This window comes from Saccharopolyspora flava (assembly GCF_900116135.1).
Taxonomy (GTDB): Bacteria; Actinomycetota; Actinomycetes; order Mycobacteriales; family Pseudonocardiaceae; genus Saccharopolyspora; species Saccharopolyspora flava.
Genome location: NZ_FOZX01000012.1, coordinates 107,021 through 123,520 on the forward strand (window position 1 = coordinate 107,021; position 16,500 = coordinate 123,520).

The following is a 16,500-nucleotide window of genomic DNA, read 5'->3' on the forward strand; positions in this document are numbered from 1 at the left end:
ACACCATGGTCAGCATCGACGTATGGAACGCGGCGGTCGACTTCCCGATCTTCGACGCGAAGTCCCGCTCGCTGAAGAAGGCCGTGCTCGGCCGCGCCGGCGGCAAGATCGGCACCGACAGCCGGGTGCCGGTGATCGAGGCGCTGCACGACATCAACATGTCGCTGCGCGAAGGGGACCGGGTCGCGCTGGTCGGCCACAACGGCGCGGGCAAGTCCACGCTGCTGCGGCTGCTGTCGGGCATCTACGAGCCGACCCGGGGCAGCGCCCGCGTGGTCGGCAAGGTCGCGCCGGTCTTCGACCTCGGCGTGGGCATGGACCCGGAGATCTCCGGCTACGAGAACATCATCATCCGCGGCCTCTTCCTGGGCATGTCCCGCAAGGAGATGGAGAAGCGGATCGACGACATCGCCGAGTTCACCGAGCTGGGCGACTACCTGGCGATGCCGCTGCGCACCTACTCCACCGGCATGCGGGTCCGGCTCGCGCTGGGCGTGGTGACCTCGATCGACCCCGAGATCCTGATCCTGGACGAGGGCATCGGCGCGGTCGACGCGGAGTTCCTGGAGAAGGCGCGGGACCGCCTCAACGATCTCGTCAAGCGATCCGGCATGCTTGTCTTCGCCTCGCACTCCGACGAATTCCTCGTCGAGCTGTGCAGCACCGCGATCTGGATGGACAAGGGCGGTATTCGCGAAGAGGGCTCGCTGCGCGAGGTCTTGACGCACTACAAGGGGTACGACCCCTTCAACAACCTGAGTGAGGAAACCCTGGCCCGGATCGGCGAATCCCGGGCCACGATCGGGAGCAAAGAAGGCTCATGAGCACCGACTCCGCGCAGCAGCTGCCGGCCGGATCCGTAGTCGCGGTCATCGTCACCAGGCACCGTCGCGAGCTGCTGGCCGAGTCCCTGAAGGTCATCGCGAGCCAGACGCGGCTGCCGGACCACCTGGTCGTGGTCGACAACGGCCCGGACCAGTCGGCCTCGGACGTGGTCGACGACTGCCCGGTGCCCTCCACCTACATCGCCTCGCAGCGCAACCTCGGCGGTGCCGGTGGTTTCGCGCTGGGCATGCTGACGGCGCTGTCGCTGGGCGCGGAGTGGGTGTGGCTGGGCGATGACGACGGCCGCCCGGCCGACGAGCACGCGCTGTCGACGCTGCTGGAGGTCGCCGAGAAGCGCCGCTTGGCCGCGGTGTCGCCGGTGGTGGTCAACATCGACACCCCGGACACGCTGGCGTTCCCGCTGCGTCGCGGCCTGACCTGGAAGCGCAAGGTCAGCGAGCTGCCGGAGGAGTTCCTGCCGGGCATCGCCTCGCTGTTCAACGGCGCGCTGTTCCGGGCGAGCACGCTGGACGTGGTGGGCGTTCCGGACTACCGGCTGTTCTTCCGCGGCGACGAGGTGGAGATCCACCGCCGCCTGGTGCGCTCGGGCCTGCCGTTCGGCACCACGTTCCGCACGAAGTTCCTGCACCCGGACGGGTCGGCGGAGTTCAAGCCGATGCTGGGCGGCCGGTTCCACGCCCAGGACCCGTCGGACGACAACAAGCGCTACTACACCTACCGCAACCGCGGTTACCTGCTCTCGCAGCCGGGGATGCGCAAGATCGGCGCCCTCGAGGTGGTGCGGTTCGGCCTGTACTTCGTGGTGCAGCGCAAGGACCCGAAGGCGTTCCGCGAGTGGCTGCGGCTGGTGATCCAGGGACGCAAGGAGCGGTTCTTCCGCCGCTGATCCGATCAGCGCACCGAGCGGTCGTCGTCGCGCACGACGGCCGCTCGCTTTTTACGCGGACTTCACACCGGACTCGATAACCGGAAGATCACGGGACGCTGAGACGCGCCTGAGATCGAACTGAGTTCGCAGCTCACGGCGTTACCCCTGGTGTCGATTCGCACACCGCCGGAATGCCGCGAAAGCGCTCGGACCAGCAACTACTATTCTCCCTTCGTGCTCAGTGGCCAGGATGACAGCCGCCGAACGGACGACCCTTCGGCAGACAACGGGACCGACCGCGCTCGACCGTCGGCCAAGCGGTTGAAGCTCTTCGCCTCCGTTCTGGGCCTGCTGGGCACGGTCCTCGCGCTGGCGATTCCGTTCCTCCCCGTCAACTACGACGTCACGACCCTGAAATGGCCGACGTCGGAGGGGACGAAGTCGGTGTCGGCCCCGCTGGTGGCCTACTCGCCTCTGTGGCTCAACGCCGAGGTGCCGTGCGCCTCGGCGCGCAGCCTGGACGCGCGCACCACCGGCCCGGCCGTGCTGCTGAGCACCAACCCGCCGTCGTCGGACTACGGCAAGCTGACCGGCCTGACGCTGCAGGTCGACAACGGCCAGCTGACGCTGCTGACCAAGGGCCAGCAGGTGGGCACGGCCCCGATGCCCGCGGGCGACTGCTCGATCTCGCTGCACTCCGACGGCAACGGCAGCACCGCGAGCGTCGGCGACCAGTCCATCGCGAACATGCGCGGTGACCAGCGCCCGCAGCTGACCGGCATCTACTCCAGCATCGACGACCAGCGCGACGACGTGAACGGCCTGTCGTTCGAGGCCCGGGTCGACACCCGCTACGAGAGCCAGGCGACGCCGCTGAAGCTGGCGGCGATGGCGCTGGCGGTGCTGACGTTCATCGGCTCGGTGGTGTGCCTGCGGCGCCTGGACGTGCGCGCGGGCCGCCGTCCCCCGAAGTGGCTGGCGGTCGGCTGGTGGAAGCCGACGTTCCGCGACGTCGCGGTCATCGGATCGCTGCTGGTGTGGTGGGTCATCGGGGCGATGACCTCGGACGACGGCTACATCCTCAACATCGCGCGGGCGCGCGAGAGCTTCGGCTACGTCAGCAACTACTACCGCTGGTTCGGTGCCCCGGAGGCGCCGTTCGGCTGGTTCTACGAGCTGTACTCGGTGTGGGTGCAGATCTCCACGGCGACGCCGTGGGTGCGGTTGCCCGCCCTGCTGATGGGCATCGTCAGCTGGCTGCTGATCTCCCGCGAGGTGCTGCCGCGACTCGGCCAGCAGGTGCGGCGCTCCAACGCCGCCGGCTGGGCCGCCGCCGCCGTGTTCCTGGCGTTCTGGCTGCCCTACGACAACGGTCTGCGGCCCGAGCCGGTCGTGGTGCTGTTCTCGCTGCTGGCGCTGTGCGCGGTGGAGCGCGCGGTGGCCACCGACCGGCTGATGCCCGCGGCGCTGGGCCTGGTCGTGGCGGCGCTGTCGGTGGGCGCGAACCCGCACGGCATGGTGTCGGTGCTGCCGTTCGTGGCGGCGCTGAAGCCGCTGTTCCGGCTGGTCCGCAAGCGCGCGATGGAGTTCGGCTGGCTGCCGGTGCTGGCACCGATCGCCTCCTCCGGGTTCGTGATCCTGGCGCTGGTGTTCGCCGACCAGACCTGGCAGTCGGTGATGGACGCGACCGAGCTGCGCACCGACGTCGGCCCCAGCCAGAGCTGGTACGAGGAGCTGAGCCGCTACAACCTGCTGTTCAGCCCCACCCCGGACGGGTCGATGACGCGGCGCTTCCCGGTGCTGCTGGTGATCCTGTGCCTGGCGACGTGCGCGGTGGTGCTGCTGCGCCGCGGCCGGATCCGGGGTGCGGCGCTGGGCCCGAGCCGCCGCCTGCTGGCGATCAGCGCCATGTCGTTCGGCGTGCTCGTGCTGACCCCCACCAAGTGGTCGCACCACTTCGGCATCTTCGCCGCCGTCGGCGGCGCGCTGGCCGCGCTGACGGCGCTGGCGACGAGCAGCACGGTGCTGCGGTCGAAGCGGAACCGGGCGGCGTTCTTCGCCGGCCTGATGGTGATCCTCGCGTTCGCGGCGACCGGCCCGAACGCCTGGTGGTACGTCTCGGGCTGGGGCGTGCCCTGGTACAACATGCCGCCGCAGCTCAAGGGCAAGCACCTGAGCACGGTGCTGCTGATCATCGCGTTCATCGCCCTGGTCGTGGCGTTCATCGAGCACCTGCGCATCGATGAGCACAACCCGAAGGTCGTCGACGAGCGGTTCAACCGCGAGGAGGGCCGCAGCCGGGCGCTGCGGATGGGCACGGCCCCGCTGTCGATCATCTGCGCGCTGCTGGTGCTGTTCGAGCTCGCGAACTTCGGCAAGGTGATCCAGAAGCAGTGGGGCAGCTACAGCCTCGGCGCGGACAACATCAAGCAGATCGTGGGCAGCAGCTGCGGCCTCTCCGACTACATCTACGTCGAGACCAACCCCCAGTCCGGGATGCTGCGGGTCTCCTCCGACCAGCCGTCGGTGGCGGCCCCGTCCGAGGACAAGGACATCGGGGTCCCGCCCAAGCGCCTCCAGGACAAGGAGGACGCCCAGCAGTACATGAAGGCCAAGCTGCAGGGCTTCAACCGCCCCGGCCTGCCGCCGGGCGACGGCACCGACCCGCAGGAACCGAACTGGAAGCCCCCGCACCAGTTCGGCAACGACAACGCCCCGGTCTGGGGCAGCTACGACTCGGCCGCCGTGGGCACCGGGGAGCTGCGCACCCAGTGGTACGACCTGCCCGAGCGCGCGCAGAAGGGCGAGGTCCCGGTCGTGCTGTCGCTGGCGGGCGCCGAGCTCGGGGCGAACTCGGTGGCGCTGGAGTTCGGGCACGACACCCCGAACGGCTTCCTGATCACCGAGCGCAAGTACGTGGTGCAGCCGGAAGGCAGCCCCGGCTGGCGGGACTTCCGCTACACGCTCGGCGGCAAGTCCGAAGGCGCCACCAAGATGCGCGTCGTCGCCGTCGACAACGCCCTCGGCCCGAACGGGTGGGTCGCGGTCAGCGCCCCGCGCGCCCCGCAGCTGGTCAACATGACCGACTTCGTCGGTGACCAGCCCACGTTCGTCGAGTGGACGGCGGCCCTGGTGCACCCGTGCCTGCAACTGCCGGGCGTGCACCACGGCGTCGCCGAGATCCCGAAGTTCCGGGTCGCCGCAGGCGCCGAGGTCCGCGACATCGGCCAGGGCTGGTCCTCCCCCGACGCCGGCGGCCCGTTCGGCTGGCTCAACGTCGCCACGAGCATGCGCGAGCTGCCGACCTACATGAAGAACAACATCCACCGGGACTGGGGCTCGATCTACGCGGTCGACCCGTACGACCAGGACGCCGTCCCAGCCCAAACCGCCATGGACGTCCACACGGAGACCCACTGGGGCAACTGGACGCCCGGTCCGCTCACGAAGACGCTGCAGCTGCCCGGGGACGTGCCCAGCTCGGACGACCGGAACGATGTGAAGGGGTTTGAGGCTCCGGAGGAGCAGTAGTTGTTCGTTCTTGGGGACCCCCGCGATTCGTGCGTTTCGCGGGGGTCTTCTGTTGGGTGGGGTGGGGGTCTTTGGGGTTCTTTGGGTGGGGGCGGAGTGCAGTTTTAGCCGAAATTGGCGTCGTTGTGCACTTCTGCTTCTTTTTTCGAGGGTGCCAATTTCAGCTAAAACTGCACGGCCTTGCGAAACGTACCCGTAGTGGGTCGCCTCCACCAAAGCTTGGGTTGCTCAAGTGCGCTACGTTTCGAAACGTACACGACCAAGCACACCGAGCTTTGGTAAACGTGACCCACTACGGGTACGTTTCGAGAGGCAGTGCAGTTTTAGCTGAAATTGGCTGCTCAGCACAACGCAAGAAAACAACAAAACGAAGGCCAATTTCGGCTAAAACTGCACTCCGCACCCACGCAAAGCACCCCAAGAACCCCAAAACCCAAAAAGAAGGACGCCCGACCCCACACAGGTCGAGCGCCCCGAAAACCCCGAAAGACCTCAGTCCCGGAAGATCAGCAGCTTCAGCATGATGAAGTTAATCATCGTTCCCAGCCCCTGGGCGATGACCCAGAACAACGTGAACTGCCACGCCTCGTGCGCGTTGAACAGCACGCACAGCACCTGGTTGGAGCCCATGTTCACGAAGAACGTCGTGGTGTAGAGCACGGCGAACGCGCCGGCCTTCGCCGTGGTGTTGCCCTGGCCCGCGCCCTGGAAGGTGAACTTCCGGTTGATGATGTAGGACGCCGTGGTGCCGAGGATGAACGAGATGGACTTCGACAGCCACACCGGCCACCCGAGCACGCCCAGCAACAGCGAGTACGTGCCGAAGTCGATCACCGCGCAGCCACCGCCGATGACGATGAAGCGGGTCAGCTGGGCGAGCACGCCCAGCTTCTTGGGTTCGGTTGCGGTTTCGGCCACTGTCACAGGTTCACCTTCAAGCAACGACGGCTGGACCGGACGCCCGGGCCCGTCCGCGTCCAGAATGCCCGGACAGCGGTAGACACGTCCCCCGCGAGTGTAGCGATGACGCTTCGCGCACCGCCGGGGACCGCTCGTACCCGGCGGTAGAACGACCCGATGCGCGGATAGACTCGGCTGGGTGGGATCGGTAAAGGACGACTCGCTGACGCCGGGAGGCCGGGCGCGCACGGCGCCGGCCAGGGCTGTTGTCGGCGCGTCCGCCGACCACCACTGGCAGGGAGGCTTCGGCGGTCCGCTCCGGTCGCCGGGTCTGCTCGTAGCGGACGGTGAGGTCCGCGTCCGCACGCTCGGGAGTGCACCCTCGGAGCTGTCCGGGACGACCGTCGGCCGGCTGGAATCGCCTGACGGCCTCCTGGAGATCACCAAGTTCGAGCACGTCGCACACGTGCAGATGAATCCACTCGACCTTTCGCGAAGGCTGGGCCTGTGACCGCAGCAATGGAGTACCGCACGCTGACCGGTTGGGCACGGACCGCGCCGTCTCGGGCGCGCGTGCTCAGCACGACCGACGTCGACGCCATCGCCGAGGCGGTGCGCACCGCCGACGAGCGTGGCGTCATCGCCCGCGGCTTGGGCCGCAGCTACGGCGACGTCGCGCAGAACGCCGGTGGCGTGGTCGTCGACATGACCGCGCTGAACCGCGTTCACGACATCAACCCGGACACCGCCATCGTCGACGTCGACGCGGGCGTGAGCCTGGAAGAGCTGATGAAGGCGGCGCTGCCGTACGGCCTGTGGGTCCCGGTTCTGCCGGGCACTCGGCAGGTCACGGTGGGTGGCGCGATCGCCAACGACATCCACGGCAAGAACCACCACTCGGCGGGCAGCTTCGGCAACCACGTGGTGGCGATGGACCTGCTGACCGCCGACGGCGAGATCCGCACGATCACGCCGAACGGCCCGGACGCCGACCTGTTCTGGGCGACGGTGGCCGGCATCGGCCTGACCGGCATCATCCTGCGCGCCTCGATCCGGATGACCCGGACCGAGACCGCGTACTTCATCGCCGACGCCGACCGCACGGCGAACCTCGACGAGACGATCGCGCTGTTCAACGACGGCTCGGACGACAAGTACACCTACTCGTCGGCGTGGTTCGACTCGATGTCGACGGGCTCGAAGCTGGGCCGGGGCGCGTTCGGCCGCGGTTCGCTGGCCACGCTGGACCAGCTGCCGCCGAAGCTGCGGGCCGACCCGCTGAAGTTCGACGCGCCGCAGCTGCTGACGCTGCCGGACATCTTCCCGCCGCGGCTGGCGAACAAGCTCACGTTCGGCACGATCGGTGAGCTGTACTACATGAAGACGCCGAAGCGCGGCCGGGACCTGATCCAGAACCTGACGGCCTTCTACCACCCGCTGGACCTGATCGGCGAGTGGAGCCGCGCGTACGGTTCGCAGGGCTTCCTGCAGTACCAGTTCTCGCTGCCGTACGGCAAGGACGAGGACCTGAAGCGGATCATCCGCAAGGTCGCGCACTCGGGCCACGTGTCGTTCCTGAACGTCATCAAGAAGATGGGCGAGGGCAACCGCGCCCCGCTGTCCTACCCGCACCCGGGCTGGCTGGTGTGCCTGGACTTCCCGATCGTGGACGGCCTGGGCCGCTTCTGCCAGGAGCTGGACGAGGAGATCATGGGCCTCGGCGGCCGGCTGTACACCGCGAAGGACTCGCGCACGACGGCCGAGAACTTCCACAAGATGTACCCGCGGGCGGAAGAGTTCTCCAAGATCCGCAAGACCATTGACCCCGAAGGCAAATTCGCCTCAGACATGAGCCGGAGGCTTGAGCTGTGATCGACGCTGTTGGCAATCCCCAATCGCTGCTGGTGCTGGGCGGCACCTCGGACATCGCGCTGACCACCGCGAAGCAGTACGCGCAGGCGCAGCCGCTGCGGATCGTGCTGGCCGACCGCCCGGAGGAGTCGGAGCGCCTCAACGCCGCGGCCGAGGAGCTGCGCAAGACGGGCAGCACGGTGTCGATCCTGCACTTCGACGCCCGCAAGCCGGAGACGCACGCCGAGGTCATCGACAAGGCCTTCGCCGACGGCGACGTCGACGTCACCCTGATCGCCTTCGGCATCCAGGGCGACAACGAGAAGGGCTGGACGGACTTCGAGGCCGCCCGCGCGGTCGCCGACATCAACTACGTGGCCCCGGTGGGCCTCGGCGTGCTGCTGGCCAACAAGCTCAAGAAGCAGGGCCACGGCAGCATCGCGGTGATGGCGTCCCCGGCCGGTGAGCGCGCTCGCCGCTCGAACTTCGTCTACGGCTCGTCCAAGGGCGGCCTGGACATCTTCTACACCGGTCTCACCTACGCGCTGGAGGAGCACGGTGTGAAGGTCACCGTGATCCGCCCCAACTTCGTGCACACGAAGCTGACCGCGGGCATGAAGCCGCCGCCCATGTCGCAGACCCCCGACCAGGTCGCCGCGGCGATCATCGACGGCGTCCGCAAGGGCAAGGAAGAGGTCTACGCGCCCGGCCAGATGCGCTGGGTGATGTTCGTGCTCAAGCACGTGCCGCGCTTCATCTTCAAGAAGCTGCCGTTCTGATCGGTTGAGCTCAGCGGGGCCGTCGGGTGCTTCCCGGCGGCCCCGTTCCGCTTCTCCCCCGACCGCCACCGGCTCGTTCCCGTTTTGGGATAGGTTGGTGTCCTCGGGCGGGCAACGTTTCGGCCCCGCGCAGCGATCTGTCCTTGTGCGGGCATCGCGACGCCCGCCAGGCTTCCGTCAGGAAGCGCGAATGCCCGGAGAAGTGGGGTTCCCCAGGCATCCGCGTCCGTGGGTCCTCCGCCTGCCCTCACTTTCCGGGGGACCCACGGAACGTCCGTGAGACGCGCGAATCCGTTCCCGGGTTTCGCGAGCTGTCCGGGAACATCGCGTTTTTCGCCCGTTCGGCCCATCGCGGGCGCCTCCGCCGGGACCGCGCGTGGGCGGCTGGACACCGGCAGTAGCCTCATCCCTCGTGGACGACTTCGAGACGGCCATCGCCGAGTACTACCGGCTCGGTCCGGAGCGGGATCGCCTGAGCACCTGGGGCTATCTGGAGGCGCTGCGCACCGCGGATCTGCTGGGCAGGCATCTGCCGCCCGCGCCCGGTGTCGTCTACGACATCGGCGGCGCCGAGGGCGCCTACGCGCTGCCGCTGGCCCGCGACGGCTACGCGGTGCACCTGGTCGACGCGTGGGAGCCGCACGTGACGGCCGCCGCGGAGGCCTCCGCCGCCCAGCCGGCGGCACCGCTGGCGAGCTGCACCGTCGGCGATGCGCGGGACCTGCCCTTCGACGACGGCACGGCGGACGCGGTGCTGCTGCTCGGCCCGCTGTACCACCTGCTGGAGCGCGCCGACCGGTTGCAGGCCTTGCGCGAGGCGCACCGGGTGCTCAAGCCCGGCGGGGTCCTGCTGGCGGCGGCGGTGTCCCGGTACGCCTCGACGTTCGACGGGGTGGCGGTGGGCGACATCGCCGACGAGGACTTCGAGCAGCTCGTCGAAGGCGTGCTCGACGACGGCCTGCACCGCAACACCGATCCGGGCGAGCACCCGCGCTGGTTCACCCTGACCTACTTCCACCGGCCCTCCGACCTGCGCGACGAGGTCGCCGACGCGGGGTTCCGGGCGATCGAGCTGGTGGCGGTGGAGAGCGCGGCGGCGTGGGCGACCGACACCCGCAGGCTCGCCGATCCGGAGCACCGGGGCGCGGTGCTGCGGGCGATCCGCCGCGTCGAGTCGGTGCCCGAGCTGCTGGGCGCGAGCCCGCATCTCATGGCGGTCGCGCGCAGGTCCCACTGACGTCTCTTCGCGGCCGTTCCGGCGTGTCGGGCAACCCGGTGTGCGGCGCCGGTCGTGAAACTGCAAGAGAATCAACGCAGTTCTTCCTCCGGTACCCCGGGAGATCCCCAGCGTGAAGTTCCTGACCAGCGCGGAGAGCGCCGAGCCCGCCGCCGAGCCGCGCCACGACGACGCTCCCCGACGCTCCCTCCCGGGCCGGTGGCTGGCGCACGTCGTCGCACTGTGCCTGGGGGTCGCGGGCCTGTGCTGCGCGCTGGCGCTGCCGCTGGCACCGGTGCTGCTGGACCGAACCGAGGTGCACTGGCCCGCCGAGACGGCGTCCCGGACCGGCGAGAACCCCACGACGACGGCGTTCCTGAACCCCTACCGGCCCGCGGAGTTCCGCGCGCAGGTGCCGTGCGCGACGATGCGGGCCGCGCTGGCCCGCCCGGAGCCGACCACGGTGCTGAGCACGCTGCCGCCGGGCAGCGACCGCGAAGGCCTGGTGCTGTCCACTCAGGACGGTGCGCCGCGCCTGCTGCTGGGCGAGCGGGAGGTGCGGCTGCCCGCCGGGACCTGCGGGCTGGCGGTGCGCGGCGACGGGACGGGCTCCGTCGTCGAACCGGCCGGGCACGCGCCGATCGCGCTGCCGGGAGTGCCCGCGCCCGAGGTGTTCACCCTCGCCACGGCGCTGGAAGGCGAGCAGCTGCGGGGGTTCTCGGTCACCGCGCGCACCTACTCGTGGGCCGACACCGCGCCCACCGAGACCAAGCGGACCCTGATCGAGACGTCGCTGCTGCTGGCGGTGTGCTCGTTGCTGCTGCTGTTCGCCCACACCCCGCCGGTGCTGGGCCGGTTCCGGCTGCGCCCGCTGCTGTGGCCGGTGGACGCCGGGGTGGCGGCGGTGATCTGGACGTGGCTGTTCATCGGTCCGCTCACCGACGACGACGGCTTCGCGATGATGACGGTCCGCAACTACGGCGAGTCCGGCGACATCGGCAACTACTACCGCTGGTTCAACGCCTCCGAAGCCCCCTTCACGCTGGTGCAGCACTTCATGCGCTGGTGGTCGGAGGACGGGCTGGACCCGTTCTGGCTGCGGATGCCCAGCGCGATCGCCGGGATGCTGACCTGGCTGGTGGTCAGCCGCGGCATCGTCGCCCCGCTGTGCCGGAACAGCCGCAGGCTGCCGGTGCACCTGGTCTCGGCGGTGTTCTTCCTGGCCTGCTGGCTGCCCTACGGCCTGGGCATCCGCCCGGAGCCGTTCCTGGCGCTGGGCACCTCGATCCTGGTGGCGTCGCTGCTGCTGGCCTCGCGGAGCTCCGCGCCGTTCGGCTGGCTGGGCGTGGCCGCGCTGACCTGCGGGTTGACGGTGTCGATCACGCCGACCGGGGTGAGCGCGCTGCTGATGGTCCTGGTCTTCGTCCCGCGGATCGGTGCGCTGCTGATGCGGCCGGGGGCGCTGCCGCGCTGGGTTCTGGTGCCCACCCGGGTCGCGCTGCTGGCAAGCCTGGGGTCGGTGGGGCTGGTGGCGATGTTCGCCGACTCGTCGCTCAACGGCGTGCTGGGCGCGACCCGGGTGCACGACGAGTTCGGCCCGAGCCTGGGCTGGTACCAGGAGTTCGACCGCTACGCGAAGCTGCTCGGCACCACGATGTGGGGCAGCGCGAGCAAGCGGCTGGTGGTGTTCCTGGTGATCACCGCGGTGCTGATCGGCGCGGCCTGCGCGATGCGGCGGCTGCACCGGGCGCTCGACCTGCCGGACCTGCCGGTGCTGCTGGGCTCGGTGGTCGCGGTCCTGGCGGCGCTGTGGCTGACCCCGTCGAAGTGGACGCACCACTTCGGCGCGCTGGTCGGCGTCGGCCCGGCGCTGGTCGCGGTGACCGCGGTGCTGCTGGTGCGCGTCGGCCGCCTGCCCGAGGCGCAGCGGGAAGCCCGCCTGCTCGGCGTGTTCGGGACGATCGCGGCCTCGGTCGCGGCGGGTCTGGCGTTCATGGGGCCGAACGCGTGGCCGTGGCAGTCGGACCTGGCGATGCCGTGGTCGGACACCCCGGTGCGGCCGGACCTCCCGCTGGACAGCCCGGTGTTCTGGATGCTCGTCGGCTTCGTGGCGGGTCTGCTGACGCTGGTCGCGCTGCTGATCCGGATGCGGCTGCGGTCGCGCCCGCTGGGCGGTCTCATGTGGACGGTCGCGCCGGCGTCGGTGCTGACCGGGTCGGCGCTGGCGATGGCGCTGGTGCTGCTGGGCTCGTTCCTGTCGGTGCCGGAGACGATGGGCGACCGGTTCTCGGTGGCCCGGATGAACCGGCTCAGCCACGAGGCGGCCACGTGCGGCCTGGAGGACGAGGTGCAGGCGCTGCCGATCGCCGAATCCCTCCGCCCGCTCAACCCCGCCGCCACCGGCGAGCTCGACGGCTTCACCGCCGGCGGCGCCCCGCCGCAGGAACTCGACCTGCGCCTGGAGCGGCCCGGCGAGCCGCTGCGGCGGCCGGAACCGGCCGATCCGGACGACCCGCGCGCCGACGAGCCCACCGCCCGCAGCGCCAGCGACTTCGCCTGGACCAGCCAGACCGGCGGGCCGCAGAACACCGGCACGCTGATCACCCCGTGGTTCGGGCTGCCCCGCCTCGACGCCCGGCAGACCCTGTCGCTGTGGGTGTCCGGCCGCCCGGAGCAGGGCAACTCGCTGGTGCTGGAGTTCGCCGCCGGGCAGCGCCCGCTGGGACGCCGGGTGCTGCGCGACCCGCCGCCGACGGAGCTGCCGTTCAAGGACCCGCGGCACGGCCGGGAGGACGACTGGCGCGACTTCACCGCCTGGCGCTCGCTGACCGTCGAACCCGGCGACGTCCCGGCCGGCGCGGACCGGGTTCGCGTGCTGGCCACCGACCGCAGCACCGACCGGCAGGGCTGGCTGAGCATCAGCGGCCCGGTCGTGCGCGACGTGGTGGGGCTGCGGCAGGCGCTGGACGCGCAGGGACCGGTGCTCATCGACTGGCCGATGACCTTCGTGTTCCCGTGCCGCAGCGACTACCCGGAGGTGGGCCACGGCGTCGCGGCCAGCCCGCGGATGCTGATCACCCCGCCGGAGGGCGAGTACTCGATGGCCTACGACAGCGAGCTCGGCGGCGTGTTCGCCGGTGTCCCGATGCTCTCGCAGCGGATGGAGCTGCCCACCCGGCTGCGCGGCGCGCCGGGCTACAGCTGGGGTCACCTGCTCGCGGTCCGCTACGACCGCGAGCACGACGCCTACACCACGACCCGGCAGCGGGAACGCGTCGGCGGCGCCGACGGCGACGGCGACTACCCGTTCGATCAGGGGTGATCGTGGGTGCGGGACGCGGCTCGATGCCTGAAACTGACCTTCCCGGGGCCGGTGTCAGGCCCACCCGCTGAACGTCGCTGAGCTGGGGGAACGGTGCTGGACGGGATGGAGCGAACCGCGGACCCCTCACCGCCCGCACCTCCGGCACCCGCACCTCGCCGCCGCCTCGCGCACGCCCTCGGCCTGCTCGTCGGGGTCCTGGCGGTGCTGGCCGCGCTGGCGGTGCCGTTCGCGCCGGTCATCGGCGAGCGGGTCACCGTCACCTGGCCGCAGGCCGGTCGACCGGCGGAATCGACCCTGGCGTTCGTCGTCCCGTACCACCCGGACCAGGTGCACGTCCGGGTTCCGTGCCCGGTGGTCCGGGCCGGGGCGGACCGGGCTGCGCCGACGACGCTGGTGTCGTCGCGACCGCCCGGCCAGCCCACCGAGGGCTTCGCGGTCACCACCGCGCAGGACCACGTGATCGTGCTGGTCGGCGGGGTCGAGGCGCTGCGCGCGCCGATCGCGGCGGCCTGCGACGTGGCCGTCGACGGCGGACCGTCCGGCGCGGAGGTCCGCATCGGCGACCGGACGGCGTCGGTGCAGCACGGGGTCCGCGACGTCGTCGCCTTCGCCACCGACCTCTCCCCCGCCGAGGCGAGCGGGACGCGGGTCGAGATGGTCACCGCGAACTGGTTCGCGACCTCCCCGACCAGTGGGAAGCTGCTGCTCATCGGGGTCCAGCTGCTGCTGGTGGCCGCCGGGTTCGCGCTCCTGGCGGTGCTGGACCGCGGGCGCCGCCGCGACGTGGACCGGCCGGTCTCGCGCCCGCTGCACCGGCTGATCGGCTACGGCTTCGACCTGGTGGTGCTCGCGGTGCTCGCCGGGTGGTGGCTGCTGGGGCCGAACTCGCCGGACGACTCGTTCGCGGCGGTGACCGTGCAGAACGGGCTCACCACCGGCGACGTCAGCAACTACTACCGCTGGGAGAACGCCTCCGAAGCCCCGTTCACGCTGGTCCAGCAGCTGCTGCTGCCGGTCGCCGAGTGGAACCGGAACCCGCTGGCGATGCGGCTTCCCAGCATCCTCGCGGCGCTGCTGACCTGGCTGATCCTCAGCCGGGGCGTGCTCGGCGCCGTCCTGCCGGGCCGGCACCGGCGTCCGCTGGTGCGCGCGGTCGCGGTGATCGCGTTCCTGGGCTGGTGGCTGCCGTTCGGGATGGGCGTCCGCCCGGAGGCCTTCGAGGCCTTGGGGCTCACGGCGGTCCTCGCCGCCGTCCTGCAGGCGGCCCGCACCGAACGACGGCTCTGGCTCGGCGTGGCCGCCCTGTGCGCGGGCCTGTCGCTCGCGATCAACCCGATGGGCATCACCGCCGTCGCCCCGTTCCTGGTCCTGGCCCCGCGCCTGTGGCGGATGGCGGGTCCGGCGGTGCTCGCGCTGCTGGCGGGCATCGCCTCGGCCGGCCTGGTCGCGATGTTCGCCGACCAGTCGCTGTTCACCACGTCCAAAGCCACCGAGCTGCACGGCTACTACGGCCCCGACGTGCCCTGGTTCCAGGAGATCACCCGCTACCAGTACCTCCTCGGCTTCGACCTCCAAGGCGACGTCGCCCGCCGCGCGGCGGTCCTCCTCACCCTCCTCCTCGCCGCCCTCACCCTCCTCACCCTCCTCCGCACCCAGGCCACCCATCCCCGTCACCCGATCGAAAACCCCGGTTTTCGTCGCGATGAAAACCGGGGTTTTCGATCGGGTGACGGGTTGTGGATGGTGCACGTCCCGGCTGCGTCTTTGCTGGTGAGCGTGGGTTTGATGACCGTGACGCCGTCGAAGTGGACGCACTACTTCGGCGCGCTCGCGGGGGTGGGAGCCGCTACGCTGACCGCTGGAGCGGTGGTGATCGGAGTCGCCGCGATCACCGCGAGCCGGGACCGGGCGGTGCTCGTCGCCGCGCTGGTGGGCACCGTGCTCGCCGGGGGCGCGGCGGCACTGGTCTTCTCCGGCAAGAACAACTGGTTCCTGCACTCCCAGTACGGGGTGCCCTGGGGCGAAGGCCCGGTCCGGCCGCTGAACAACCCGCTGGTGTGGCTGCTGATCGCCGGGCTGCTGATGGCCGGGTCCGCGCTGATCCGGCGAGGTGACGACCGGGTGCGCCGGGCGCTGATCCGCACGCCCGCCCTGGTCTGCGTCACGGCGATGGGGGTGGCGGTGACGATCGTGCTCGGCTCGTTCGCGGTGGCGCCGATCCGGCAGGGCCCCGACGCCTACTCGATCGGCGGCCAGGGCCTCGACGCGGTGCGCGGCGGCAGCTGCGGCATCGCCGACAAGATCGTCGTCACCCCGGACCTCGCCCCGCTGCGCGGCGGCGACGGCGCCGAGATGGCCGGGTTCACCGAGGGCGTCGGTTTCGCGCCCGGTTTCACCCCGCCCGCGAACGTCCCGGTCTGGGGCAGCCTCACCGGCGGGCAGATCAACACCGGCACGCTGACCACCGGCTGGTTCCCGCTGCCGCCGCTGGCCGCCGACCAGGAGCTGGCCGTCGGCGTCGCCGGGCGCAGCGGCGACGGCAACCGCGTCGCCCTAGAGTTCTCCGGCCCCGGCGGCACCCGCGAGGTCGTCCTCGACGACACGTGGCGGGACGCCGACGAGCGCGAGACCTACCCGACCGACCACGTCGTCGAGGACGAGCCGCAGGACCACCCCGGCTGGCGCGACCTGCACCTGTCCCCCGCGCAGATCCCGCCCGGCGCCGACCGCGTCCGCATCACCGCCCTCGACGGCACCACCGACCCGGCCGGCTGGGTCGCGGTCAGCGGCCCCCGGATCCGGCAGGTCATCCCGCTGCCGGAGTACCTGCGCGACAAGGCCCCGACCTACGTCGACTGGTCCATGACCTGGGCCGTGCCGTGCCTGCGCGACCTGCCGAAGGTCCAGGACGGTCTCGTCGAACCGCCCGCCTTCCTGCTGACCCCGCCGAACTCGATGGGCTTCGGCGGCACCGCCGCGTTCGAACGCGGCATCGGCGGGTCGTTCGCCGGAGTCCGCGACGTCGGTGTCCAAAACGAGATCCCGACAAGGCTCAAAGGTGATGAGAAAACACCCGAATATTCCGAGTGGGGACACCTGATCGAGGTGCAATACCCCTACCCGGGCAACCGATTCGACGTCCAGCGCGTTGACGAGCCGCGGTGGGGTTGGCGAGGGGAGTGAC

At 70.6% G+C, this 16,500-nt stretch carries 10 protein-coding genes; 9 read left to right on the top strand and 1 reads right to left on the bottom strand.

Annotation, left to right across the window (positions count from 1 at the left end):
• The first annotated feature begins 5 nt into the window (after positions 1-5).
• The 3 genes from wzt (at position 6) to BM424_RS25620 (ending at position 5,245) form a co-directional block, all read left to right on the top strand.
• Positions 6-824, top strand: coding sequence for a galactan export ABC transporter ATP-binding subunit Wzt/RfbE (gene wzt / locus BM424_RS25610; protein ID WP_093423056.1), 819 nt, complete (start codon positions 6-8; stop codon positions 822-824).
• Complete coding sequence (gene glfT1, locus BM424_RS25615) at positions 821-1,732, top strand: galactofuranosyltransferase GlfT1 (protein ID WP_093423058.1); 912 nt, start codon at positions 821-823, stop codon at positions 1,730-1,732. Before wzt ends, glfT1 begins: the two co-directional genes overlap by 4 nt.
• A 216-nt stretch (positions 1,733-1,948) precedes the next feature.
• Positions 1,949-5,245 carry an arabinosyltransferase domain-containing protein gene (locus BM424_RS25620; protein ID WP_093423061.1) on the top strand — a complete coding sequence of 1,099 codons (3,297 nt, stop codon included), beginning with the start codon at positions 1,949-1,951 and terminating at the stop codon, positions 5,243-5,245.
• Positions 5,246-5,737: 492 nt separating this feature from the next.
• Here BM424_RS25620 and BM424_RS25625 read toward each other — a convergent pair whose 3' ends face one another.
• A complete protein-coding gene (locus BM424_RS25625; protein ID WP_342742652.1) occupies positions 5,738-6,163 on the bottom strand; it encodes a GtrA family protein in 426 nt (141 codons plus the stop codon).
• 181 nt (positions 6,164-6,344) lie between these two features.
• On the opposite strand from BM424_RS25625, the gene BM424_RS25630 reads away from it, so the two are divergent.
• The 6 genes from BM424_RS25630 (at position 6,345) to BM424_RS25655 (ending at position 16,499) form a co-directional block, all read left to right on the top strand.
• Positions 6,345-6,656 carry a hypothetical protein gene (locus tag BM424_RS25630; protein ID WP_093423067.1) on the top strand — a complete coding sequence of 104 codons (312 nt, stop codon included), beginning with the start codon at positions 6,345-6,347 and terminating at the stop codon, positions 6,654-6,656.
• Between the two features lie 8 nt (positions 6,657-6,664).
• Positions 6,665-8,017: a decaprenylphosphoryl-beta-D-ribose oxidase gene (gene dprE1 / locus BM424_RS25635; RefSeq protein ID WP_093423070.1), complete on the top strand. Its 1,353-nt coding sequence runs from the start codon at positions 6,665-6,667 to the stop codon at positions 8,015-8,017.
• Positions 8,014-8,775 (top strand): decaprenylphospho-beta-D-erythro-pentofuranosid-2-ulose 2-reductase, encoded by a 762-nt coding sequence (dprE2, locus tag BM424_RS25640; protein ID WP_093423073.1) that lies wholly within the window; start codon positions 8,014-8,016, stop codon positions 8,773-8,775. The genes dprE1 and dprE2 overlap by 4 nt, the downstream gene beginning before the upstream one ends.
• Before the next feature lie 412 nt (positions 8,776-9,187).
• Positions 9,188-10,012, top strand: a complete 825-nt coding sequence (locus BM424_RS25645) for a class I SAM-dependent methyltransferase (RefSeq protein WP_093423075.1) — start codon at positions 9,188-9,190, stop codon at positions 10,010-10,012.
• Positions 10,013-10,124: 112 nt separating this feature from the next.
• Positions 10,125-13,313 (top strand): arabinosyltransferase domain-containing protein, encoded by a 3,189-nt coding sequence (locus BM424_RS25650; protein ID WP_093423078.1) that lies wholly within the window; start codon positions 10,125-10,127, stop codon positions 13,311-13,313.
• A gap of 105 nt (positions 13,314-13,418) precedes the next feature.
• On the top strand, positions 13,419-16,499 hold the full coding sequence (locus tag BM424_RS25655; protein WP_093423191.1) for an arabinosyltransferase domain-containing protein: 3,081 nt from the start codon (positions 13,419-13,421) through the stop codon (positions 16,497-16,499).
• The last annotated feature ends 1 nt before the right edge of the window (position 16,500 follow it).

Bases quoted from the DNA above. Each gene is read 5' to 3' on its own strand.
- dprE1 (WP_093423070.1), top strand. From the start codon at position 6,665: ATGGAGTACCGCACGCTGACCGGTTGGGCACGGACCGCGCCGTCTCGG.
- BM424_RS25655 (WP_093423191.1), top strand. From the start codon at position 13,419: ATGGAGCGAACCGCGGACCCCTCACCGCCCGCACCTCCGGCACCCGCA.
- glfT1 (WP_093423058.1), top strand. From the start codon at position 821: ATGAGCACCGACTCCGCGCAGCAGCTGCCGGCCGGATCCGTAGTCGCG.
- wzt (WP_093423056.1), top strand. From the start codon at position 6: ATGGTCAGCATCGACGTATGGAACGCGGCGGTCGACTTCCCGATCTTC.